This window comes from Acinetobacter sp. N1-1, assembly GCF_056711485.1.
Genome location: NZ_JBWXUO010000012.1, coordinates 1,873,926 through 1,898,457, shown reverse-complemented (window position 1 = coordinate 1,898,457; position 24,532 = coordinate 1,873,926). Strand labels below are relative to the sequence as shown.

Annotated in this window: 23 protein-coding genes and 1 pseudogene; 10 read left to right on the top strand and 14 right to left on the bottom strand. The window is 35.9% G+C overall.

Features of this window, described 5'->3' with window-relative positions:
- The first annotated feature begins 5 nt into the window (after window positions 1–5).
- The 3 genes from prmC to AC1MPL_RS09370 all read left to right on the top strand — a co-directional run bounded on the left by prmC (window position 6) and on the right by AC1MPL_RS09370 (window position 3,546).
- Window positions 6–827 carry a peptide chain release factor N(5)-glutamine methyltransferase gene (gene prmC, locus AC1MPL_RS09380; protein WP_479766213.1) on the top strand — a complete coding sequence of 274 codons (822 nt, stop codon included), beginning with the start codon at window positions 6–8 and terminating at the stop codon, window positions 825–827.
- A gap of 330 nt (window positions 828–1,157) precedes the next feature.
- On the top strand, window positions 1,158–2,480 hold the full coding sequence (locus tag AC1MPL_RS09375) for an NCS2 family permease (protein ID WP_479765579.1): 1,323 nt from the start codon (window positions 1,158–1,160) through the stop codon (window positions 2,478–2,480).
- A gap of 67 nt (window positions 2,481–2,547) precedes the next feature.
- Window positions 2,548–3,546, top strand: a complete 999-nt coding sequence (locus tag AC1MPL_RS09370; protein WP_479765578.1) for an adenosine deaminase — start codon at window positions 2,548–2,550, stop codon at window positions 3,544–3,546.
- 35 nt (window positions 3,547–3,581) lie between these two features.
- On the opposite strand, the gene AC1MPL_RS09365 is transcribed toward AC1MPL_RS09370, so the two are convergent.
- Window positions 3,582–4,100, bottom strand: coding sequence for a cytochrome b (locus AC1MPL_RS09365; protein ID WP_479766212.1), 519 nt, complete (start codon window positions 4,098–4,100; stop codon window positions 3,582–3,584).
- A 251-nt stretch (window positions 4,101–4,351) separates the two neighbouring features.
- Here AC1MPL_RS09365 and AC1MPL_RS09360 point away from each other — a divergent pair, with 251 nt between their 5' ends.
- Window positions 4,352–4,747 (top strand): hypothetical protein, encoded by a 396-nt coding sequence (locus tag AC1MPL_RS09360; RefSeq protein WP_479765577.1) that lies wholly within the window; start codon window positions 4,352–4,354, stop codon window positions 4,745–4,747.
- Window positions 4,747–5,313, top strand: coding sequence for a ribonuclease HII (rnhB, locus tag AC1MPL_RS09355; protein ID WP_479766210.1), 567 nt, complete (start codon window positions 4,747–4,749; stop codon window positions 5,311–5,313). The genes AC1MPL_RS09360 and rnhB overlap by 1 nt, the downstream gene beginning before the upstream one ends.
- Before the next feature lie 75 nt (window positions 5,314–5,388).
- Here rnhB and csrA read toward each other — a convergent pair whose 3' ends face one another.
- The 3 genes from csrA to alaS all read right to left on the bottom strand — a co-directional run bounded on the left by csrA (window position 5,389) and on the right by alaS (window position 9,852).
- A complete protein-coding gene (csrA, locus tag AC1MPL_RS09350; RefSeq protein ID WP_195772170.1) occupies window positions 5,389–5,640 on the bottom strand; it encodes a carbon storage regulator CsrA in 252 nt (83 codons plus the stop codon).
- 237 nt (window positions 5,641–5,877) lie between these two features.
- Window positions 5,878–7,158, bottom strand: coding sequence for an aspartate kinase (locus tag AC1MPL_RS09345; protein ID WP_479765576.1), 1,281 nt, complete (start codon window positions 7,156–7,158; stop codon window positions 5,878–5,880).
- Between the two features lie 63 nt (window positions 7,159–7,221).
- On the bottom strand, window positions 7,222–9,852 hold the full coding sequence (alaS, locus tag AC1MPL_RS09340) for an alanine--tRNA ligase (protein ID WP_479766209.1): 2,631 nt from the start codon (window positions 9,850–9,852) through the stop codon (window positions 7,222–7,224).
- A gap of 254 nt (window positions 9,853–10,106) precedes the next feature.
- Here alaS and AC1MPL_RS09335 point away from each other — a divergent pair, with 254 nt between their 5' ends.
- On the top strand, window positions 10,107–11,135 hold the full coding sequence (locus AC1MPL_RS09335; RefSeq protein ID WP_479765575.1) for a type I glyceraldehyde-3-phosphate dehydrogenase: 1,029 nt from the start codon (window positions 10,107–10,109) through the stop codon (window positions 11,133–11,135).
- 32 nt (window positions 11,136–11,167) lie between these two features.
- Here AC1MPL_RS09335 and AC1MPL_RS09330 read toward each other — a convergent pair whose 3' ends face one another.
- Window positions 11,168–11,467 carry an AzlD family protein gene (locus AC1MPL_RS09330; protein ID WP_479765574.1) on the bottom strand — a complete coding sequence of 100 codons (300 nt, stop codon included), beginning with the start codon at window positions 11,465–11,467 and terminating at the stop codon, window positions 11,168–11,170.
- On the bottom strand, window positions 11,464–12,210 hold the full coding sequence (locus tag AC1MPL_RS09325) for an AzlC family ABC transporter permease (protein ID WP_479765573.1): 747 nt from the start codon (window positions 12,208–12,210) through the stop codon (window positions 11,464–11,466). Before AC1MPL_RS09325 ends, AC1MPL_RS09330 begins: the two co-directional genes overlap by 4 nt.
- A gap of 153 nt (window positions 12,211–12,363) precedes the next feature.
- On the opposite strand from AC1MPL_RS09325, the gene AC1MPL_RS09320 reads away from it, so the two are divergent.
- From AC1MPL_RS09320 to AC1MPL_RS09310, 3 genes are all read left to right on the top strand, one after another.
- Window positions 12,364–12,816, top strand: a complete 453-nt coding sequence (locus AC1MPL_RS09320) for an Lrp/AsnC family transcriptional regulator (protein ID WP_479765572.1) — start codon at window positions 12,364–12,366, stop codon at window positions 12,814–12,816.
- Between the two features lie 128 nt (window positions 12,817–12,944).
- The gene (locus AC1MPL_RS09315) at window positions 12,945–14,126 is read left to right on the top strand and encodes an ATP phosphoribosyltransferase regulatory subunit (RefSeq protein WP_479765571.1); all 1,182 of its coding nucleotides are present in this window, start codon (window positions 12,945–12,947) and stop codon (window positions 14,124–14,126) included.
- A 37-nt stretch (window positions 14,127–14,163) separates the two neighbouring features.
- Entirely contained in the window at window positions 14,164–15,483 is a 1,320-nt protein-coding gene (locus AC1MPL_RS09310) for an adenylosuccinate synthase (RefSeq protein WP_479765570.1), read from the top strand.
- 56 nt (window positions 15,484–15,539) lie between these two features.
- On the opposite strand, the gene AC1MPL_RS09305 is transcribed toward AC1MPL_RS09310, so the two are convergent.
- From AC1MPL_RS09305 to crp, 6 genes are all read right to left on the bottom strand, one after another.
- Window positions 15,540–16,253 (bottom strand): MgtC/SapB family protein, encoded by a 714-nt coding sequence (locus AC1MPL_RS09305; RefSeq protein WP_023271790.1) that lies wholly within the window; start codon window positions 16,251–16,253, stop codon window positions 15,540–15,542.
- A gap of 6 nt (window positions 16,254–16,259) precedes the next feature.
- A complete protein-coding gene (mgtA, locus tag AC1MPL_RS09300; protein WP_479765568.1) occupies window positions 16,260–19,013 on the bottom strand; it encodes a magnesium-translocating P-type ATPase in 2,754 nt (917 codons plus the stop codon).
- An 89-nt stretch (window positions 19,014–19,102) separates the two neighbouring features.
- Window positions 19,103–19,762 carry a hypothetical protein gene (locus AC1MPL_RS09295; RefSeq protein WP_479765567.1) on the bottom strand — a complete coding sequence of 220 codons (660 nt, stop codon included), beginning with the start codon at window positions 19,760–19,762 and terminating at the stop codon, window positions 19,103–19,105.
- A gap of 608 nt (window positions 19,763–20,370) precedes the next feature.
- Window positions 20,371–20,943 (bottom strand): IS630 family transposase, encoded by a 573-nt coding sequence (locus AC1MPL_RS09290; protein ID WP_479766126.1) that lies wholly within the window; start codon window positions 20,941–20,943, stop codon window positions 20,371–20,373.
- Complete coding sequence (locus AC1MPL_RS09285; RefSeq protein WP_479763665.1) at window positions 20,853–21,209, bottom strand: IS630 transposase-related protein; 357 nt, start codon at window positions 21,207–21,209, stop codon at window positions 20,853–20,855. Before AC1MPL_RS09285 ends, AC1MPL_RS09290 begins: the two co-directional genes overlap by 91 nt.
- A 282-nt stretch (window positions 21,210–21,491) precedes the next feature.
- Window positions 21,492–22,187: a cAMP-activated global transcriptional regulator CRP gene (gene crp, locus AC1MPL_RS09280; RefSeq protein WP_479765565.1), complete on the bottom strand. Its 696-nt coding sequence runs from the start codon at window positions 22,185–22,187 to the stop codon at window positions 21,492–21,494.
- 141 nt (window positions 22,188–22,328) lie between these two features.
- Here crp and AC1MPL_RS09275 point away from each other — a divergent pair, with 141 nt between their 5' ends.
- Window positions 22,329–22,748: an OsmC family protein gene (locus AC1MPL_RS09275; RefSeq protein ID WP_479765564.1), complete on the top strand. Its 420-nt coding sequence runs from the start codon at window positions 22,329–22,331 to the stop codon at window positions 22,746–22,748.
- A gap of 33 nt (window positions 22,749–22,781) precedes the next feature.
- Here the strand turns inward: AC1MPL_RS09275 and AC1MPL_RS09270 are convergent, their stop codons facing one another.
- The gene (locus tag AC1MPL_RS09270) at window positions 22,782–23,588 is read right to left on the bottom strand and encodes a peptidoglycan DD-metalloendopeptidase family protein (RefSeq protein ID WP_479765563.1); all 807 of its coding nucleotides are present in this window, start codon (window positions 23,586–23,588) and stop codon (window positions 22,782–22,784) included.
- Between the two features lie 143 nt (window positions 23,589–23,731).
- Window positions 23,732–24,091, bottom strand: a pseudogene (locus AC1MPL_RS09265) (TonB-dependent receptor domain-containing protein); the annotation flags it as partial.
- Between the last annotated feature and the right edge of the window lie 441 nt (window positions 24,092–24,532).

The window sequence follows — 24,532 nt, the reverse complement described above, 5'->3', positions numbered from 1 at the left end:
TGATGATGAAGATTGCACAAGCACTGAACCTTTATGGAGAAGTAGATAGTTATGAGCGCCAAGAAGCAGTTTGGTTGCTTGAGCATATCTTGAAAATAAATGCATTTGAGTTAAAAATGCGTTTAGATGAATTTTTGACAGAATCTCAAATACAAGAGTATCAAGCTGGATTAAAAAGATTATCTGCAGGTGAACCATTGGCTTATGTTATTGGTTCACAGCCTTTTTGGACACTTGATCTTAAAGTAACAAAAGATACTTTAGTGCCCCGTCCTGATACAGAAATTGTTGTTGAAACAATTCTAAATGATTTGAATCTACCAAATTATGCATCAGTTATTGATTTGGGAACAGGGTCTGGAGCAATTGCACTGTCTTTAGCAAAAGAAAAGCCCGATTGGTCTGTATTGGCTACAGATATTTATGCACCTACACTTGAAGTTGCAAAAGAAAATGCATACAAGCATGCACTTAAAAATGTGAAATTCTTATGTAGTGAGTGGTATGCTTCTATTCCAAAGCAGAAATTTGATTTAATTGTTTCAAATCCACCTTATATTGCAGAAAGTGATAGTCACTTATTGGCTTTAGAAACAGAGCCATATCGAGCATTGGTCAGTGCTAAAGATGGTTTGGCTGACTTAATACAGCTTATTCATGGTGCTGAATCTTGGCTTAAGCCTAATGGTTGGATTGTACTAGAGCATGGTTATGACCAAGCGGGATTGGTACAAACATATTGTAAAAATGCTAATTTTTCTCATGTGCGTACTGTAAAAGATTATGGTGGTAATGATCGTGTAACGCTTGCTCAATATCTTACTTAAAAGATAAATCTTATTTTTTTATAATTATATTTAAGTTTTTGTTTATAAATGGAATTAAAATAAAACAATTTACCTACAGGTTTTATTTTACATATTTATGATATACTTACATAAGTAATACATTTGCCGTTGAATGATCATTGAACGCTATGTAGAAGGAAAGAGCTGCGTTTTTGCAGCTTTTTTTGATATATGCCTTAATAATCATTTTGCCAAAATAGTGTTTATATTTTAGATGGCATCAATTTTGCTATGCAGTAAGCAAATTCGTTTCGTAACTGAAAGATATATTCGCAGTGAGAAACAAGTAAAACTTAACAGAGGCTTTTTATGGCGATTCCTCAATCTTCCGCCGGTTTATTTGAACGTCTGTTTAAACTGACAGAAAACAATACTTCTGTAAAAACAGAAGCTGTTGCAGGTTTAACAACGTTCCTAACCATGTGTTATATCATTATTGTGAACCCTCTTATTCTTTCCGCAACTGGTATGGATCATGGTGCTGTATTTGTTGCAACCTGTATTGCAGCAGCAACAGGTTGTCTTGTTATGGGCCTACTTGCAAATTATCCAATTGCGCTTGCACCAGGTATGGGATTGAATGCTTATTTTGCATATTCTGTCTGTCTAGGTATGCACATTCCATGGCAAACGGCTTTAGCTGCAGTATTTATGTCAGGTATTGTATTTATTGCAATTAGCTTAGTTCGTATTCGTGAAATTATTGTGAATGCAATTCCAATGTCATTAAAGTTTGCAATTGGCGGGGGAATAGGTTTATTTCTTGCGCTTGTTGCACTTAAAAATGCGGGGATTATTGTTGCGAATCAAGCAACAACTGTTGGATTAGGTGATGTAAAAGACCCTAAAGCATTACTTGCAATGTTAGGTTTATTTTTAATTGTAGCTATGCACCATTTCCGAGTGCGTGGGGCAATTATTATTAGCATTCTTGTTGTGACTGCAATTTCAACATTTATGGGACTAAATCAGTTTAAAGGTGTTGTTGGTGCAATACCATCTATTAGTCCAACCTTATTGCAAATGGATTTTTCAGGTTTATTCTCTGGAACATTAATTGGTGTTATCTTTGTCTTTTTCTTAGTTGATCTGTTCGATTCGACAGGTACATTGGTTGGTGTAGCACATCGTGCAGGTATTATTAAAGATGATGGTAAGATTCCACGTTTGAAAAAAGTACTTATGGCAGATTCAACAGCAATTGTTGCAGGTGCTGCTCTAGGTACATCATCAACAACGCCATATATTGAGTCTGCATCGGGTGTTGCAGCTGGTGGTCGTACGGGTTTAACTGCTGTTGTTGTAGCAATCTTATTTTTAGGCTGTTTATTTCTTTTTCCTCTTGCTCAGTCTGTACCTAGTTTTGCTACAGCGCCAGCATTACTGTTCGTTGCAGTACTTATGGTGCAAGGTATTACTAAAATTGATTGGAATGATATTACAGAAGCTGTACCTGCATTTCTAACAATAGTATTTATGCCTTTTGCATATTCAATTGCAGATGGTATTGCTGTTGGTTTTATCAGCTATGCAGTCATTAAACTCTTGACAGGAAAAGCTGCATCTGTACATTGGATGGCATGGATTATTGCTGGCTTATGGGTATTGAAGTTTACACTTTTTGGTGGCTAATATATCTGTAAGATAGGTAGTAGGGTGTAATGATGATTACACCCTTTTTTTATTATGAGGATTTTCAATGAATCAGCAAAAATTAATTCAATCATTACCGAAAGCTGAATTACATGTACATATTGAAGGGACTTTTGAACCTGAATTGATGTTCGAAATTGCGCAAAGAAATGCAGTAGATATTCCTTATAAAACTGTTGATGAAGTTAAGCAGGCATATAATTTTCATAACTTACAATCATTTTTAGATATTTATTATGCAGGTGCAAAAGCACTGATTCATGAAAAAGATTTTTATGATTTAACATGGGCTTATTTTAAAAAATGTAAAGAAGACCATGTGGTACATACAGAAATATTTTTTGACCCACAAACGCATACCGTGCGTGGAATTACATTTGAAACAATTTTTAATGGTATTTTTAAAGCATGCCAAGATGCAAAAGAAAAATTAGAAATTTCATCTGAACTAATTATGTGCTTCTTACGCCATTTGAGTGAGGAAGAAGCATTTGAGGTGCTGGAACAGGCGTTGCCATTTAAAGCGAATATTATTGGTGTTGGTTTAGATTCTAGTGAGTTGGGACATCCACCTGTAAAGTTTGAACGTGTATTTAGTAAAGCAAAAGAAGAAGGATTTCTCATTGTTGCACATGCAGGTGAGGAGGGACCAGCTGAGTATATCTGGCAAGCTTTAGATTTGCTTCAAGTTAACCGTATTGATCATGGAGTACGTTCTGAAGAAGATCCAAAGTTACTTAAACGTCTTATTAAAGAAAGAATGCCTTTGACAGTATGTCCACTAAGTAATTTAAAGTTACGCGTTATTGAAGATATGAAGGAACATAATATTAAGCGACTACTTGATTTAGGCTTATGTGTTATGGTGAATTCAGATGATCCAGCATATTTTGGTGGGTATATGAATGAAAACTTTTATGCAATTGATGATGCTTTAGATTTAGGTGAAGCTAGAATTAAACAATTGGCAATTAACTCTTTTGAAGCATCTTTCTTACCTGAGCAAGAAAAGAAAAAATGGATTGAAAAAGTCAAAGCTATGTAATGGAAAAAGGCACTTTTAGAAGTGCCTTTTTTATTTTAATCTTTTGCTTGAGATGTCATACTTTTAAGCACGTTGTCACGGTCAATAAAATGATGTTTTAATGCCGCAAAAATATGTCCGATAATGAGTAAACCTGCAAACCAAGATAGGTATACATGAATTGGCTTTAAGATTGCCATAATATGTGGATTAGGTGCGATTAGGGTTGGTAAGTTAAATAAGTAGAGTACAGGTACAGGATGACCAGCTGACCAACTAAAGAAACAGCCTGTAATTGGTAAAGCAACCAATATAATATAAAGAATCCAGTGAATAATATGTGCAATTTTTTTCATAGGTGCAGACATGCTTGCAGGGAGAGCTGGTGCTGGATGAGTATAACGCCAGAAAATGCGTATAACGATAAGAAAAAGAATAAGAGTAGCAATATTTTTATGTAGTGTAATGACTTCCCCTTTAAAAGCACCATCTGTGCTATAACTTAAAAAATTACCACTATAAAATCCAATAAGCCATGCAGTAATAAAAATTGTGGCCATAAGCCAATGTAAAATTTACGCCGTACGTGTGTAATATTGCGGTCTGGCAGACATTCTGAGTTCTCTAGAGAAAGGTAAGTAATTGTTTACATAAGATATAAACTAAAATATCAAATATCAACATACAAATTTACAACGGTGTGTTGCAGAATATGTAACGATAAAACGCATCTATTTGGCTTAAATATGGACGAATTAAATTGAAATCTATATTTTATTGGGTTGAATTTCGTCAAAATAGATAGTTCAATTTGGGATAAGCAATAATGAAAAATATATTATTATTTGTAGTGCCTATGGCACTGCTACTCAGTGCTTGTGTGACAACAGGTAATGGAACATCTGCTGGGTCAAGTACAGCAACAGCAGAAGGAATGACGCAACAGCTTGGCATGACTGCATTAAAAATAGCCATTGATGCTAAATGTGTGAGTGAAATGAATAAAATGCCTGCGTGGCAAGTGGCAAGTAAAGTTATGAGCAGTTCACAGCAGCAAAGTGTACAAAGTAGTACTTGTGGTTGTGTGAGTGATCAAGCACCTCAAAGTGTTACTGTAATGGATCTTGCAAATGCTGCTTTAGATCCAAATGCTCGTATAACACTTGCACACCAAGTTATTCAAAAAACAGTGACTTCATGTATGGCGCAAGCATTAAAATGATGAATATTGCAGGTGTAGATGAGGCGGGAAGAGGTCCTTTGGTTGGATCGGTAGTCGCTGCTGCTGTAATTTTAGATCCGAACAATCCGATTGTTGGTTTAAATGACTCTAAAAAGCTGAGCGAAAAAAAGAGAGAGAAACTCTTCATTGAAATTCAGGAAAAAGCACTTGCATGGTCAATTGCTGAAGCAACATGTGATGAAATAGATCAGCTAAATATTTTACAAGCAACGTTTTTAGCCATGCGTCGAGCTGTAAGTAATTTAAATACTAAGCCAGACCAAGTGCTTGTGGACGGTAATCACTGTATTAAGGGTTTAGATATTGAATGCCATGCGGTGGTTGGTGGTGATAGTTTGCATGCTGAAATTAGTGCTGCGAGTATTCTTGCAAAGGTAACAAGAGATCGTCAAATGGTTGAGCTTGATGCTATATATCCTCAATATGGATTTGCAAAGCATAAAGGTTATCCAACTAAAGCGCATTTATTGGCAATTACTGAACATGGCATTATAGAGGGATATCGAAAAAGTTATGGCCCTATAAAAAGGATAATAGAGCAGTAGCAACTATAATATTAAAAGCGACTTTAAATGTCGCTTTTAATATATTGACCCAATTGTTCAATCAAGATGCAAGCTTTAGCGGTTAAATTTATCTTGATTGTACTCATCAAAATATGATGGTTGATAATCTTGATCTATGTGCTGTAGATGTTCATGCATTGCTCTTTCATGTTGAATTCGTTGATATATTTCTTCACGATGAACTGATACTTCTTTTGGAGCATTGACACCTATACGTACTTGATTTCCTTTTACACCAAGCACTGTCACACTGACTTGATCCCCAATCATTAAAGTTTCTCCGACACGTCGAGTCAGAATCAGCATGTTTATCTCCTTGCTAAGCGCTAAACCTGCAGCTATTTTCACCTACTTAATAGGAAAAGAGAACTACAACCTCTAGGACATTATTTTGTCATTTAAATTTATAATGAATATTATAATATATGGCAAAATATTTCCAAAATATTTATCTAATATAGCAGAGCCGCTCCATATAAAATAGAGCGACTTTTTAGATTTATAAAAAATCTTAAGATAGGAAAATTAATAAATCTTTATAATTTACGCGCGAGCGCTACTTTCACCATGTTCACGGTCTAAACCAAAAGCAGTGTGTAAACAACGAACAGCAAGTTCTAAATAGTTTTCTTCAATAAGAACAGATACTTTAATTTCTGATGTAGAAATCATGAGAATATTAATTTGCTCATTTGCAAGTGCTTTAAACATTTTACTTGCAACACCAGCGTGTGAGCGCATGCCTACACCAACGATTGAAACTTTTACAATATTATCACGACCAGAAACTTCACGTGCTTTAATGTTTTTTGCAGTGGTTTCTAAGATATTTTTTGCTTTAGCATAGTCAACACGGTTTACGGTAAAGGTGAAATCTGTTGTTCCATCTTCTTCGATATTTTGAACAATCATATCTACTTCGATATTTGCATCACTAATTGGTGATAAAATTTTAGATGCAATACCTGGCTCATCAGGAACGCCCAAAATTGTTAATTTTGCTTCATCACGATTAAATGCAATACCTGAAATAATAGGTTGTTCCATGTTGTCTTCTGCCTCAGTTGTAATTAATGTACCTACGTTTTGTTTAAACTCATCGTCAAAAGCACCATCATTGTCATTATCAAAACTTGATAAAACACGTAAAGGAACTTGGTATTTTCCTGCAAATTCAACAGAGCGGATCTGTAAAACTTTTGAACCTAAAGATGCCATTTCAAGCATTTCTTCAAATGAAATACGATCAATTTTCTTTGCTTTAGGTGCAACGCGTGGGTCTGTTGTATAAACACCATCTACATCGGTATAAATTTGGCATTCATCTGCTTTTAAAGCAGCAGCAAGTGCAACACCTGTTGTATCTGAGCCGCCACGACCAAGTGTTGTTGTATTACCTTCAGAATCAATACCTTGGAATCCTGCAACAACGATTACACGACCTAAATCTAGGTCGGCAGCAGCAGCTTCTGTATCGATAGATTCAATACGTGCTTTTGTGAAAGAATTATCTGTTTTAATACCAACTTGGCGGCCTGTGTATGATTTAGCTTCAACACCAATAGAATTAAGTGCCATAGCTAACATGGAAATTGTCACCTGTTCGCCGGTAGAGACCATCTGATCTATTTCACGCGGATCAGGTGTTTCTGTAATGGCTTTCGCGAGTGAGAGGAGGCGATTTGTTTCACCACTCATTGCAGATACAACCACGGCTACTTTGTGCCCCTGATCGTGCCAACGCTTTACACGACGAGCAACATTTAAAATGCGCTCGGGCGTACCCATCGAAGTTCCACCATATTTTTGAACGATTAATGCCATAATGATTCCATATAAGCCATGACCCTGATAGGCATTCAGGGTCAGTTACACAAAAGTAAAGTCTTAACGCTGGTTAAACCATGCAGGTAAATCTGCAATAACCTGATTAAACTTCTCGTTCAGTGGCGCGCCACCTTGTGCTAAGTCAGGTTTACCACCACCTTTACCACCAAGTTCTGATGCCAAATGTTTGATGATATCACCTGCTTTTAAGTTAGCTGTGTATTGCTTTGCAACAGATGCAAGTAAGCTTACTTTATCATCTTGTGTACCTGCTAAAACAATAACTGCATTGTCTAACTTAGATTTTATGCTGTCATGTAAATGACGAAGTGATTTCGCATCCACATTGTCAAGTGAAGCAATTAAAGTTGGGCGATCTTGAATTCTCTGCACTTGTTGTAGAAGCTCTATAGCTTGTACATTTGCAAGTTTCTGATTGAGTTGTTCAATTTGTTTTTGCAAGCTTGTTGCATGTTCAACTGTGGTTTGAACTTTCTCAATAGTTTGATCTTTTTGTGCTTTGAGTAAGCCATTGATGTGGTGAATAGTGCTATCGGCTTTTTGCATATTTATAATAGCTTTATTGCCTGTAACTGCTTCGATACGTCGAACACCTGCTGCAACACCACCTTCAGATGTGATTTTGAATAAGCCAATTTGTCCTGTAGAACCTACATGGATACCACCACATAGTTCAATAGAGAAAGGTTTTTCATCTTGTACTGTACCCATCGTAAGTACACGTACCGTTTCACCATATTTCTCACCGAATAGCATCATTGCACCTTTAGTTTTAGCAGTTTCAATGTCTAAAACCTCAGTGACAACAGGGGTGTTGGCAATAATTTCTTGGTTTACAAGGCGCTCTATTTCTTGTAGTTGTTCAAATGTCACAGGCTGATCATTTGAAAAGTCAAAACGTAAAACATCAGATGCAACAAGAGAACCTTTTTGCTCTACATGTGTACCCAAAATTTTGCGTAGTGCTGCATGAAGTAAGTGTGTTGCAGAGTGATTACGTGATATTGCTTGACGTAGCTGAGCTTCTACATTTGCATTCACTTTCTGATTTACACGTAAATGACCGACAGTAATCACACCTTGGTGTATGAAAGCTGTACCCGATTTTTGTGTATCTAAAATCTCAAAGATACCTGTATCATTTTTAAAGATTCCTGTATCACCAACCTGACCGCCACTTTCTGCATAAAATGGTGTGTGATCTAAAATGATAAGTGCTTCATCACCTTCTTGTACTTCATCAACTTGTTGGCCATCTTTATAAATTGCAAGAATTTTTCCTTGACCTTGAGTGGCTTGATACCCTTCAAATTGGGTAGGGGTATCTACTTTAACGATATTGTTATAGTCTACCTTGAATTTACCAGCATCACGTGCACGTTGGCGTTGTGCTGCCATCTCAGTTTCAAAACCTGATTCATCAATTGTTAAATCGCGTTCACGTGCGATATCGGCAGTTAAGTCTGCTGGGAAGCCGTAAGTATCATAAAGTTTGAATACAACCTCACCCGGAATAATTTTTCCTTTTAATTGGGCAAGCTCGCTTTCAAGAACTTTAAGACCTTGTTCTAGTGTTTTAGCAAACTGTTCTTCTTCTTTAATTAATGCACTTTGGATACGATCATGGTTTTCAACCAATTGAGGATAGGCATCTCCCATAACATCAATCAGAGGTTGTAGCATTTTATAGAAGAATGTACCTGTTGCACCAAGTTTATGGCCGTGGCGGATTGCACGACGTATAATTCGACGTAATACGTAACCGCGTCCTTCATTGCCCGGTAAGACACCATCGGCAATAAGGAAGCTACAAGAACGAGCATGGTCTGCAATTACACGTAAAGATGGCTGTCCTTCATCTTTGATACCAACAATTTCAGCAGCAGCTTGAAGTAGGTGTTGGAATAGGTCAATTTCGTAGTTTGAATTGACATGCTGTAGTACAGCTGCAACACGTTCTAGCCCCATACCTGTATCGACTGATGGTGCAGGAAGAGAATGTAATTCGCCATCAGCAGTACGGTTGAACTGCATAAAAACAATATTCCAAATCTCAATAAAACGGTCGCCATCTTCTTCAGGTGTGCCCGGTAGACCACCCCAAATATGGTCGCCATGATCATAGAATATTTCAGAACAAGGACCACAAGGCCCTGTATCACCCATTGTCCAAAAGTTATCGGATGCATATTTCGCGCCTTTATTATCGCCAATGCGAATAATACGGTCGCTTTCTATACCAACTTCTTTATTCCAAATATCGAATGCTTCATCATCTGTATGATAGATGGTCACATAAAGTCTGTTTTTTTCTAATTTTAAAGTTGAAGTGAGGAACTCCCAAGCAAATTTAATGGCATCGCGCTTAAAATAGTCGCCAAATGAGAAGTTACCTAGCATTTCGAAGAATGTATGATGACGTGCCGTGTAACCGACATTGTCAAGGTCATTATGTTTTCCGCCTGCACGGACACATTTTTGTGCAGAAGTGGCGCGCGTGTAACCTCGATCTTCCAGCCCAAGTAAACAATCTTTAAATTGGTTCATTCCTGCATTGTTAAACAGTAATGTTGGGTCATTGGCGGGAACGAGAGAGCTCGATGCGACACGTGTATGACCTTTGGTTTCAAAGAAATGCAAAAAGGCTTCACGAATTTCAGCTGACGTCATACGTGTACTCACAACAAGTCACTCCATTTAGTTCTGTAGTATGGCTATATAGTGCGAGCAGATGAGCGAGCTACCATATAGTCGTTGAATTTTTTAAAGGCTTAAAAGTATAACGAAAAATACTTATATGACCAATGATTTTGCGGTGAAAGGGTTATAAATATGGCAATAAGTAAAATAACTTGATTCATTATTATAAAAGTTGCATTAACATAGGCTTGTTTTTAGATGGCTGAGTAATAAAAGGGTTAATCATGCAACGAATCGCAATTAATGGGTTTGGACGAATTGGACGTAATGTTGTGAGAGCATGGTTTGAAAATCCCAAGCAATTTACATTTGATATTGTTGCAGTAAATGATATTGCTGATGTTGAAACATTGGCACATCTATTTAAATACGATACGACGCATGGCACGTTTCAAGGTAGTATTACAATCATTAATGAAGCAGATGAAACTTTTTTAGCATTGGCATATTTAGGACAATCACTAAAGATTCGTTGTTTGAATATTAAAGATCCACAAAATCTACCTTGGGATAGCCTAAGTGTTGATGTTGTTTTGGAATGCACAGGCTTATTCCGCTCAAGAGAAGGGGCTGCAAAACATCTAAAAGCGGGTGCAAAACGTGTAATTATAGGAGCAGCACCATTTGATCATGTAGATGCTGCAATTGTATATGGTATAAACCATCATGATGTGAGGCATTCAGATCAGATTATTTCAAGTGTATCTTGTACGACTCAAGCACTTGTGCCACTTGTAAAAATTTTAGATGACCAATTTGGCATTGAAAGTGCCTTGATGACTGAGATCCATGCCGTGACAACAGATCAGGCGGTATTAGATCATGCACATCGCGATTTACGCCGTGCGCGTGCATCAGGACATAATATTATTCCAACAACATCGAGTGCATTGGGTGCATTAAAAAGGGTTTTACCAAAAATGGAAAATAGAATTGAAGGCTATTCAATTCGTGTGCCTACCTTAAATGTTGCTGCTATTGATTTAACATTTATTGCTCAGTCAGCAATTTCTATTGAGTCATTAAATAAAGCATTTAAAGATGCAGCATTAACGCAATATGCTGAAATTATGGCATGTACTGAAGAATATCTTGTATCCAGCGATTTTAACCATTTGCCTTATTCACTCGTTGTAGATTTAACGCAAACGATGGTTGTTGGGCGACAAGCAAAAGTATATGCGTGGTATGATAATGAATGGGGTTATGCAAATCGGTTATTAGATTTATGTGACTCTTTTAATAAGCATTAAACAAACGGGGCAAGTTGCCCCTTTTTTATTAATTAAACAAGTAATAGTCGAAGAAGTGCTGTTGAAACCATACTAATAACTACTGTTGGTAGTAGTGAAAAACGTGTTGCGGCAAATACTGTAATGACAATTGCAACTATATCTGAAACATGGCTACTTACAAAATAGGGTGCAATAACAGAAATAAGAACACATCCAGGTATAATATCTAATACTTTTTTTTGTCTTGGCGATAACTTACGGTTTTTTAAAAGTAAGTAACCGAGTATACGTGTTGCATAGGTCGTGAGTGCGATCAGGAGAATAGCAATAAGCGTTGTACTATGAATCATTTTTCATCTCCTGTTATAATGATTGCAGCAATGATTCCAGAAATTGCACCAATAGGAACATACCAACCTTGTGGTAAGTAAAGATAGGCGATGATCGCACCAATTAAACTCACAAGCCATGGTATGGAATTTCGTACACCTGTCCACATGCCTCGAAGAAGAACTAAGAATACAGCAGGGAATGCCATATCGAAGCCCCATCTTGTAATATCTCCAAGCACAGAGCCAATAACACCACCTAAGGTCGTGAACGCTACCCACATGATATACAATGAAAAGCATAGACCAGCATAAAAAGAAAAGTTAAAAGCATCTTCAATACGGCTTCGATGATTTCGTTTGGCATCGGCAATGCCTAAAGCCCAACTCTCATCACACATAAAGAATAATGCAGGTAAAACTTTCTTGTTAGGAAGATGTTTTAAATATGGAACTAGGCTTGCACCCATTAAAAGATGGCGACTATTTACAAGAAATGTAATAAAAATCAGCATCATCATTTGAGGAGGGTTAGTCCATAATTCTAGAATGGCGAACTCTGAACCACCTGCAAAGTTAAGACCTGTAAGTAGCGGAATTTCTAGTATGCTGAATCCTTTTTGAGTTGCTTGTGTACCCAAAACGAGTGCAAACGGAATGATCCCTAGTAAAACAGGGATAGACATTTTTATGCCTCTTTTAAATGAGGCAAAGTCAGAGGTTTCTTCATAAAGTGTTTGACTTGTATTTCTAGATGTAAGCATGGTCTTTGAGTGTGTGTGAAAATGACTTTTTAGCGCTATATTCTATGTTTTTATTATGAATATTTGTCGCTTAAATTAGCTTTAAAAAACTCTAAAATGGTATATTATTTTAAAATAAATGTATTTTTTGGCATTTTATGCTTAGAGGTGGTTGTGGATAAAACGGATATAAGGATTTTACGTGTTTTACAACAAGAAGGAAAGCTACAAAATAATGAGCTTGCAATAAGAGTAGGGCTTTCAGCATCACCTTGCTTACGCCGTGTTAAGCAGTTAGAAGATGATGGTGTAATACAGCGTTATGTGGCATTGGTTGAGCCATTACGAGTAAATTTAGGTTTGACTGTATTTGCAAGAATTTGGTTAAAGGGGCAAGATGAAAAAACGGTAGATCAGTTTGTAGATGCAGTAAAAAATTTGCCTGAAGTGGTGGAGTGTCAACTTATGTCTGGAGATTGTGATTTCTTTTTAAGAATTGTTGTTGCCGATCTAGATGCTTATCGTAAATTTCAGATTCAGCATTTGAATAAAATTTCAGGCATTCAAAATGTAAAAACTGAGATTCCATTACAAAAAATTAAGCATACAACTGCACTACCACTTTAGTTTGGGGTAAATTTGTAAAATTCTCAGGTGCATGGTCAAAAGTATCATGTTACACTTGAAAAAATCGGGTGCGTCCCGGTTTTTTTATGTGGATTCGTTCCGCCCTGCACAGAATTTAGGTTTGAAGCATGTCAATTTCAGAGACTTGGTTGCTACCAGATGGGGTAGCAGATGTATTACCAGAACAAGCACAAGTAATTGAGTCACTTCGTCGACATTCATTAGATTTCCTCGCAAGTCGCGGTTATCAATTGGTTTATACACCATTTATTGAATATATCGAATCGCTTTCATCTTTATCTGAAGCGAACCAAGACTTAGACCTTGTTAGTTTTAAAGTGATTGATCAACTCTCTGGACGTTTACTTGGTATACGGGCAGATATGACGCCACAAGTTGCACGTATAGATGCACATGTAAGACCTGCTGAAGGTGTTGCACGTTATTGCTATGCAGGAACTATTTTACATACAAAACCTCAAAATTTTAGTGCATCACGTACACCACTACAGCTTGGTGCAGAGCTCTATGGGCATCAAAGCATTGAAGCAGATGTTGAAATGATAGATGTGATGCTAGGCTTGTTAGAAACAACATGTGGCTTAGAAAAAAATCATCTAGATTTAGGTCATGTTGGGCTATTTAAAAGCTTGGTAAAATATGCTGAACTTGATAAAAATAATGAACGTCTGTTACATGATCTATATCAGCGTAAAGCTTTGCCTGAACTTGAAGAAGTAACGCAAACACTACCATATGGTCAAGATTTTTATAACTTGGGTAGGCACTCAGGAAATCTTACACTACTTGAACAAAATTTAAGTAAAGAAGTCTTGCAAGATGCTGCCTTTAAAGAAGCATTTGAAGGGCTAAAAACAACTGTTTCTGCAATACAACAGCGTTGGCCAAATTTATCTATTGGTTTAGATGTCGTTGAACTACGTAGTTACCATTATCATACTGGCTTAATGTATGCAGTATATGCACCGAATCATGCGGCACCATTAGCACAAGGTGGTCGATATGATGGTATCGGTGAACATTTTGGTCGTGCTCGTCCTGCAACAGGATTTAGCTGTGACCTATATGGACTATGTGAAGGTCAATTTAAAGAAATAGAAACGATAGTTGCTCCAAAAGGGTTGCAACCAGATTTAGTAAGCGCAATTGCTCAAGCACGTCAACAAGGGTTATGTGTTGTGCAATTGTTAGGTAATGATGATCTAAGTTCTGTTCCATCTGCAACGCATCAACTTGTATTGCAAAATGGAGTATGGGCAATTGAAAAAATTGAGTCTATTTCAAAATAGATTTGTGATTTTAACAGCATGATGTAATGAGGCTATTATGGGCAAGAATGTTGTGGTACTTGGTACCCAATGGGGCGACGAAGGTAAAGGTAAAATCGTCGACCTGCTCACTGATCAGGCGGCTGCGGTTGTACGTTATCAAGGCGGTCACAACGCAGGACATACTCTTGTAGTAGGTGGTAAAAAAACTGTATTACATCTCATTCCATCAGGGATTTTACGTGAAAACGTGTTATGCCTTATTGGAAATGGTGTTGTACTTTCACCTGCAGCTTTAATTGAAGAAATGGCAATTTTAGAAAAAGAAGGGGTTCCTGTAAAAGAGCGTCTACGTGTTTCTCCAAATTGCCCATTAATTTTACCAAACCACATTGCATTAGATCAGGCGCGTGAACACAAGCGTGGCAATGCAAAAATTGGTACAACAGGTCGTGGTATTGGCCCTGCTTATGAAGACAAAGTTGCACGTCGTTCTGTACGTGTTGCTGATGTTGTTCGTGGTGGCGAAGCACTTGAGCAATTGCTTAAAGAGATGCTTGATTTACATAACTTCCAATTAACACAATACTACGGTGTAGAAGCTGTTAAATTTGAAGATGTATTGGCACTTTGTAACGAGTGGAAAAAAGTACTTGAACCACTTGTAATTGATGTTACTGAAACATTGCACCAATTCCGTAAAGCGGGCAAACCAATTATGTTTGAGGGTGCGCAAGGTTCATTACTTGATATTGACCATGGTACATATCCGTATGTAACAAGCTCAAATACAACAGCAGGTGGTGTGAGTTCTGGTTCTGGTATGGGGCCTTTACATTTAGATTATGTGCTTGGTATTACAAAAGCATATACAACACGTGTAGGTAGTGGACCATTCCCAACTGAACTTGTTTATGATGCTGCAAATGATACAGGTGATACTGTAGGTAAACACCTCGGTGTTGTAGGGCATGAGTTTGGTGCGTCAACTGGTCGTCAACGCCGTTGTGGTTGGTTTGATGCAGAAATTTTACGCCGTTCAGTAGATGTAAACTCATTAACAGGTATTTGCCTAACTAAACTTGATGTTTTAGATGGTCTAAAAGAAATTAAGATCTGTGTAGGTTACGAAGCTGTTGATGGTGGCTGTATTGGTTCATCTGATGCGATTGCATTTGAACAATTGAAACCAATTTATGAAACTTTACCGGGTTGGGAAGGTTCAACTGTTGGTTTAACAAGTGTAGATCAGTTACCAGAAAATGCGCTTGCTTATGTAAAACGTATTGAAGAGCTTGTAGGTTGTCCAGTTGATATTATCTCAACGGGTCCAGATCGTGATGAAACAATTATTTTACGTCATCCATTCTCTGCATAAATAGATTTATAAAAAACCGTAGTATAAACTACGGTTTTTTATATATGGGGTTCAAATTAGTTAATGGTGTTTTTATCCCAATATGCATATCTTACTTGAGGCATATTGTTTAATACTTCTAAGATTTTAAACATATCTTGTTGTTCAATAGATGTAGAAATAAGTGTTGTTTCAATTTCAACATCTTGCTCACCAAAAGGTTCAATTTCTATATCTTTTGCAGGATAGTTATATTGTTTGAGCGCAACATTAATTTGCTCAATTACTTCTTTACTACGTAGTCGATCACAAACAACATAAATAACATTGAGCAGTTCAGTTTCAACATCAAGTGGACGTCGATCCATAAAGTGAACGATTGGTCTAAGCAATGTATTTGCTGCGAGAATAAATAAAGTCACAATAATTGACTCTAAAATAAGGTCTGAACCTGCCGCTGCACCAATTGCAGCAGAGCACCAAAGTGTCGCGGCAGTATTCAAACCTTGAATATTACCGCCTTCACGCATAATGACACCAGCACCTAAAAAACCAATTCCTGAAACAACATAAGAAATTACTCTGACTGCACCAGAACCATTATCTAATAGCATAGCAGTATCGACAAATGCTGCAGCACCAAGACAAACAAGTACGTTTGTTCTTAGTCCTGCTGTACGTTGACGATATTGTCGTTCAAAACCAATCAATCCACCTAACACAAATGCTGTTGTTAAACTAATAAGTGTACTAACTAAGTTTTCAGTGTGAAGGTAGTTTGAAGTTTGCATTTTAAATTACTGCCATCCATAACGTTTAACATATAGCTTTTTAAGAAGCTGAGTAAGTACCATATATGCCAACAGAATTATTGGTAAATAGATAAAGTATGTTAAAGGTAAAGCCTGTAAAGAGAAGTAGCTTGCTAGAGGTCCCATTGGTAGGAAAATACCAATCATAATAATAACTGTTGTCATAACAAGAAGTGGCAGAGCAGCACAGCTTTCAATAAATGGTATCTTCTTCGTACGAATCATATGAACGATGAGTGTTTGAGTGAGTAAGCCTTCAATGAACCAACCTGATTGGAATAAAGTTTGATGATCAGGTGTATTTGCTTTAAATACATACCACATAAGTAAGAATGTTGTAACATCAAAAATAGAACTGATTGGTCCAAAGAAGATCATGAAACGACCGATACCATTAGCTTCCCAACGTTGAGGTTTTTCAAGAGATTCTTCATCAACATTATCGAAAGGTACAGCAATTTGTGATACATCATATAGTAAGTTTTGTACTAATAGATGGATTGGTAGCATTGGTAGGAACGGAATAAATGCACTTGCAATAAGAACAGAGAATACATTACCAAAGTTAGAGCTTGCTGTGATCTTAATGTATTTTAGAATATTGGCAAATGTACGACGACCTTCAATTACACCTTGTTCAAGTACCATTAAGCTTTTTTCAAGTAGAATGAGATCAGCAGATTCTTTTGCAATATCTACAGCTGTATCTACAGATATACCAATATCTGCTGTACGTAATGCAGCAGCATCATTAATACCATCACCTAAGAAACCAACGACATGATCATTTTCTTTTAGTTGAGTAACAATACGCTCTTTATGCATAGGGTTTAGCTTTGCAAAGATCTGATATTTTTCAACAGCTTCTTTAAGTTCGTTAGCTGACATGCGATCAATATCTTCACCAAGTACAATGTGTTCACTTGGTAAACCAATTTCTTGGCAAACTTTTTGTGTAACAAACTCATTGTCACCTGTAAGTACTTTAACAGTGATGCCATGTTTATGTAATGCTTCAATTGCTTTAATAGAACTGTCTTTTGGTGGGTCTAAGAAAGTAAGGAATCCTGATAAGATAAGATCATGCTCATCTTTAATACTATAAGTCTTATCTTGTTCAACTTCACTATCACGATAACCAATTGCAATAACACGTAAACCATCTTTATTATAGTTTTGGCTATTGGTAATAATTGTTTTTGCAAGTTCAGGGGTTAAAGGAACAATTTCATGATTGATCTCAACATGGCTACAGATGTTGAGCATTTCTTCCACAGCGCCTTTAGTAATAATACGTGCTTGTTTTTTTGGTGTTTTTACAACTACAGACATGCGACGTCTATTAAAATCAAAAGGAATTTCGTCAAGCTTTGTGTAACTGAGCTTTTCCATTTTGATATCAGGACTTGCATGCTCTAAAATGGCAAGATCGAGTAAGTTTTTAAGACCTGTTTGATGATAGCTGTTGATATATCCGAGTAAAAGAACAGGCTCAGATACTTTACCCATCACATCGGTATGTTTGGAAAGAATGATTTTATCTTGTGTTAATGTACCTGTCTTATCTGTACATAAAATATCCATTGCACCGAAATTTTGAATTGCATCTAGACGTTTAACAATTACTTTTTTACGAGATAAAAACACTGCACCTTTCGCAAGAGTTGACGTGACGATCATTGGCAGCATTTCTGGTGTTAGGCCAACAGCTATCGCAAGGGAAAATAGGCAAGCATCTGTCCAATTGTGTGTTGTAAATCCGTTTAAAAGCAGAACGATAGGTGACATGATAAGCGTAAAGCGAATAAGCAACCAGCTTACGCTATTTACACCTTTTTGGAATGATGTTGTTACTTGATCATTGTCTGTGACACGCTTTGCTAAAGCACCGAAATAAGTTTGATTTCCTGTCGTAATTACAATAGCAGTTGCTGTACCAGAAATAACACTTGTACCCATGAATGCAATGTTATCAAGTGCCATGGTATCATTATTGTTTTCAGACTGATGTGTTGCAAACTTTTCTACAGGCATAGATTCGCCAGTCATAGCAGCTTGTGAAACAAATAAATCTTTTGTTTCAATCAGTCGACAATCGGCTGGGATGAGGTCACCTGCTGATAATTTAATAATATCGCCTGGTACTAGGTATTTTGTTGGGATATCAAATAAATCTTTGCTTTGTTGAGAAGCATTAATTACTTCTGCTTTTGTAAATTTTGAGCCAGTATTTCTTCTGAGAACAGAGGCGTCATTACTTACCATAGATTTAAGTGCATCAGCTGCTTTATTTGATTTTGCTTCTTGCCAGAATCTTAATACAGTCGAAATCACAACCATTGATGAAATAACAATTGTACCTCGTACATCGTCTGTAGATGCACAAATAATTGCTAAAATAGTTAATAAGATATTGAAAGGGTTTTTGTAGCAATACCAGAGATGTTGCCACCATGCCAGCGGCTTTTCAGATTGAAGCTCATTCAGCCCATATTCTTTTTGGCGTATCTCAACTTCTTGTTCATCAAGCCCATCAATATGAGAATTTTTTTCACAAATAAGTTGTTCGACAGTTGTTTCTGAGGCATGTTTTAAAGTCGTTGTAAGTTGTTCACTCACTTGTTGTGCATAGCTAGATTGTTGCAACTCATCAAATGAAGCAGATTTTGAGAAGTAACGTGTAAGGTGATATTTTTTTAAAAAGCGTGAAAATAGCTGTTCCCATAGATTACGAATCATGTGGGTTCTCCTTATTTTAGACAGCAACTGTCTGTAAGGCTTAGTTTTTATTTAAACCTTAGGATAATGTGAAAAGTATTACGTCTTAATTAAATTGCTAAACTTAAACCTAAACCAAACCAACGTGATGCTGATGATGCAAGGCTTTGGCCATAAGATAGATATAAACTTGTTTTTTCTGGAATGATATCAATACCCCAAACAGCTTGAAGTTTGGCTTTTTCGGGAGGTTGTTTATAATATTCAAGCCCAATTTGCTGTCTTTCAGTGATAGGTTTGATTGCAGCAATAGCCCATGATAAATGACCTTGGTTGTGTTCTTCTTGTACCCAGCCAAGATTCGCATTTATTTGTACATTGCCATACAGGTTATAAAAAGAGACTGGAAGGTAGATGCTCCATTGATTATCTAAACCATTTTGAGATGGCTGATAGAGTCCACTTAAAGCAACACCAAATTTTTTAGATGCATAAAAAGGGTGTTTTAGCTGAGCTGCATACGTTGTTTGATCACTATCTTTTGTGATAGGCATAGTAAGCTCTAGATTTTTAAATGTGCAGGCAGGACTTAAATTGAACTGCGGATTATGATTTGAAAAGTTTTGACCAATTTCTAATTGGCAATATTTTTCAGGTGTAATTTCTGCATCATCAGTATTGTATAGAGGTGTTGCTTGTGCTAAGCGAGTAGCAACAGCAATACAAATAATGCTGATATATAGTGACAGTGTGAAAATATAGTGAAACATGCTCCGTTCCTCATATCTGAGGCGGAATATAACCTGAGTGGTAAGTAGTAATATTATTTAAAACAGACATGAGAGCGCACAGAATCTATATCTATCGAATATAGCTGCTGTAGGTTCTACTTATTTAAATAAAATTTGATTTAGTAATATTTTGATAGTGCTATCTCATTGCAAGATAGCATTTTCCCAAAGAGGTGTTGTTGCTATGCTTACAAGATTAATTTATCAATGTGTAATAATTACACCTAAACCTCGAACAACTTCCCACAGAGGGTCTCCGCATCTCTAAAAATTGCCTAAAGTATACATTGTAAAAAAAATTATACAATAGAGTTTTTTACATTTTTACAAGCAGATCTTCGATTAATTTTTATTTTATAAATATTTTAATTTATTGACTTAATATTCTAATTTTATGAAATTTTTAATATTAATTTAAGAAAATTATAACTTCAATTTTTAATGATAATTAGTGCTGAAAATAAAAATAATATAATATTATGTGCCATTATTAATGAGAGATAGATATTGTAAATGAAGTTGTTATGATATGAGTTTATTAGAAATACTTCGATAGATGATAGAAATTAAAACTATAGTCAAACAATCTAATTACTCATACAGACATGAAAAAACATCTGAAAGAGTCGATCAATACAATCCTCTTGCCATTCTTTTCTCTTTTTCTTAATCCATGCCCATGTCTTTTCAATGGAATTCAAATCAGGACTATAAGGCGGTAACCATAAAATATGATGCCCATGATGTTCTAGTAACTCCTGTGTGTCTGCTCGTTTGTGAAACGTCGCATTATCCATCACAATGATGCTGTGTCTAGGTAATTCAGGAATAAGAAAATGCTCTACCCAGAAATGGAATACATCTGAATTAATTTTACAATTGAATAGCCCAACGCTAAACAACTTATTTTCATACAATGCACCAATGGCATTGGTCTGATTATTTAATTGCCAATTAAATAATCCATAACATGGTGCTCCTTTAGGAGAGTAACCATGAGGTCGATAATCGTGTGATTTAAACCCACTTTCATCAAGATAAACAATGGGATGCTTTTTTTGAAGATGATCTAAAGCTTTGGTGAATGCGGATCTGAGGGATTCTTTTGCTTGTGGATGGCGTAAGGTCTTTTTTTCACTGTGATTCCTAAACGTTTTAATGCATAACCAATAGATGCAGCTGAGCAGGAAAAGCGTACAGCACGCTCATATTGATAATCATCTGGATATTTCTCAACATCAGCACGTAGTGCATCATCCTCAATTTTAAAAGGTTTCCGTGGGCGAGTTCTTTTAACCTCAATTCTTTTTTTCCAACTCAAAATTGTATTTTTATCAATCTCAAATTGTGTCGATACCGCTCGTATGGAATGTCCTTCCTCAAGCTTCGCTATAACTTTTCGTCTAAAATGTTCTGAATAACTCATTTCCATATTGTCTTATATTTTTGATTGTTTGACTATATAAATATTTACCATTTATTTATAGTTTTAATAGGTGAGTTATTATATAAATTGGTTTAATTGAGTGGTAAGTGTAAGTGACTAATTTTAATATTTTAGAAGTTAGATGATTTATTTTATTCGAGTCATTCATTAAGTTTATATTTTATACTAAAATAAATAATTTATTTGCTACTTTTTTATTGAATATATCTCATATATTTTATTTTTTAAAAAAGCAAATCCTGAGATTTGCTTTTTTAAAATTTAACTTTCTTTAATCTCATCAGATGAGCTTTCTAATGCACTATCATAGATTAAGATTGCTTTACCTTCTGTTTCTATCATACCTTGATCTTCCAAGGTTTTTAGAACTCGTCCAACCATTTCACGAGAACATCCAACGATACGGCCAATTTCTTGGCGTGTAATTCGGATTTGACGACCATTAGGTAAGAGCATTGCAGCAGGCTGATGCGCTAGGTCAATTAAACAACGTGCAATACGACCTGTAACATCAATAAATGCAAGGTCTGTCATTTTTCGTGTTGTATTTTTTAAACGACGTGTTAGCTGAGCAAAGATAGCATAATTAAGGTCTGAATATTCCCTACTTAGTTTGGTAAAATTCTCGTAAGAGATTTCTGCAATTTCACATACTTCACGAGTGCGTACTTCAGCAGTACGATGTGGCTCATTATCAAAAAGACCCATTTCACCAAAAAAGTCTCCTGCATTTAAATATGCAATGACAATTTCACGTTCATCATCTTCACGTAAGACAACTGATACTGAACCTTTTAGAACAAGGTAAAGTGATTTTGATTCTTTACCAGCTTCAATAATAGTTGTACGTTTTGCATAACGATTAATATTAGCCAGTTTTAATAAGGCTTTGATTGACTCAGGAAGCTGGTTGGGAGAGAGTGCATCATTTGCAAAAGGGAAGAAGTTAGCTACCATGATTCTTTATTCCAATATTTAGTATAAGACATAACATGCCTTTCATTTATGACTGAATGTCTGGAAAATCCTTGTGAAAGAAAGGGCATTAGTGTACTTTTAAACGAATATGTAATCTATATTTTTTTTTAGGTACTTGCAATGCAGTCAACAGTTCAATGGCTTGGAAATGTTGCATTTGAAGCCAAATCAGACAGTGGTCATACAGTATTAATGGATGGTGCGCCGAGTTACGGTGGTGAAAACCGTGGTGCAAGACCAATGGAATTAATCTTAATGGGATTAGGGGGATGCGCATCATTTGATATTGTGACTATATTAAAAAAAGCGCGTCAGGATGTGACAGATGTGCAGTGTCAGTTAAAAGCAGATCGTGCAGAAACTATTCCTGCTGTATTTACAAAAATACACTTACATTTTGTTGTGAGTGGTCGAGCAGTGAAAGAAAAACAAGTTGCAAAAGCAGTTGAGTTATCTGCTGAAAAATATTGTTCGGCAAGTAAAATGCTTTCCGATGGTGGTGTTGAAATTACACATGACTTTAAAATTGTCGAACTCTAATAAAAAAGCAGCGTAAGCTGCTTTTTTTATGATTTATTTTAAGAATAATTGTGGGTCTACGCGCGCATCATTTAAACTCATTCCCCAATGTAGATGAGGGCCTGTAACACGTCCTGTTTTACCCACTTTAGCAATTTCTTCGCCCTGATGTACAACTTGTCCTTGATGTACTTCTATTTTACTCAAATGGCAAAACATACTAATGAGTCCTTGCCCGTGGTCAATTAAAATCGTATTGCCATTAAAAAAGTAATTTCCTATACCGACTACCGTACCATCTGCTGGTGCAATAACTTTTTGTCCAATAGGTGCAGGAATATCTAAACCTGAGTGTGGTGCACGTTCTTCATTATTAAAAAATCTTTTTCTACCAAAAGAGTTTGTAAATTTACCTTGTGTTGGTGCAATAAAGTTTGGAAAAGTATGCCATGTATTTGGGGTAAATGATGTGTAAATATTATTTTGTTCTTCAGCTTCTTTCTTATAACGTTTAAGTTGCTCAGTAGATGGCTCTACAAAGCTGGTATTTTTAAGTTGAATATGTTGCTCTGCATATGGGTAAGATTGAATCTGTATTTGAATATTCCCTTGATTTGTTTCAATATCTGAAATGCCGAGAGGTGTAGAAAGCGGAATACCGACAACAGCATATTTTTGCCCATTTTCTTCAGTCGTTAATACACGGTGTTTTTGGTAGTACACATCTTGTACATCATTTTGAATAGGCAAAACTGCAATACCACCAGGTCTTAATGAGTTTTGTGGTAGCGTTGCAAATAGCGACGTACTTGGAACTATTGCAAGCAATATACATATTTTTCTTAATTTTTTTTTATACATTCGTTATAAGTATCCATAATGATAGGTATTTATTATTTAACGATAAATTTTTAATTTTGTCTTATTGTTTTAGTTTTAAATTGTTATAAGAGTAAAAACAAATATTACGATGAGTTGAATCTATCGTAATATTTGCACATTAATTAAAATTCATAATTTATTCGCATAATAAAATTGCGAGGTGTTCCAGGCATTGTAATTGAACGCCAATAAGATCTATTAGTTATGTTGTTTACCGCTGCGGTGATACCCCAATGCTCATTTTTATAACCAACAGCAGCATCTAGGCGATTAAAACCTAAAATTTTAGTAACATTGGTGATTCCTTTATATTGTGATCCAACATAAGTTATGCCTGTTTCTAGGTAAATATTGTCTGTAGGTAAATAACGAATAAATAGGTTGCCTGTGTTTTTTGCAACTAATGGCAAAGTATTTCCAATATTTGTAGGTATCTCTTTATCCTTTTTTACTTTTGCATCGGTATAACCATAGCCACCACGGAATTTTTTTAAGCTAATTTTAATATTTATTTTTTCATTATTATAGGGTGTACTATATTTTATAGTTACGCTGGGTTAATGAACTTAAAAATCCTTACCTATATTGTGTAAGTGAACATATGTTTAATAGCTAGAATTTCATTTCAATGTACTTTTAAAGCTATGAATATCAAAGATGTAGTTATTTAGGTTGTGTGATCTTTAGTCTAACTGAGTGGAATAATAACTTTGGGCTCTTAATAGATTTTAAGGTATTGATATTTTTATTATTTACATCATTTTAATGGTTTTTCTATCATATTCGTATAAGTGTGACTGAAGCACCATATATTGATAATATCAGTCTAGAGATAAAAAATATTTTTCAAATTCTCAATATTTCTTTACGGTTTACAATAAGTTTTTTAAGTTAGTTTATGTATGCTTATTTTAACTAATTAT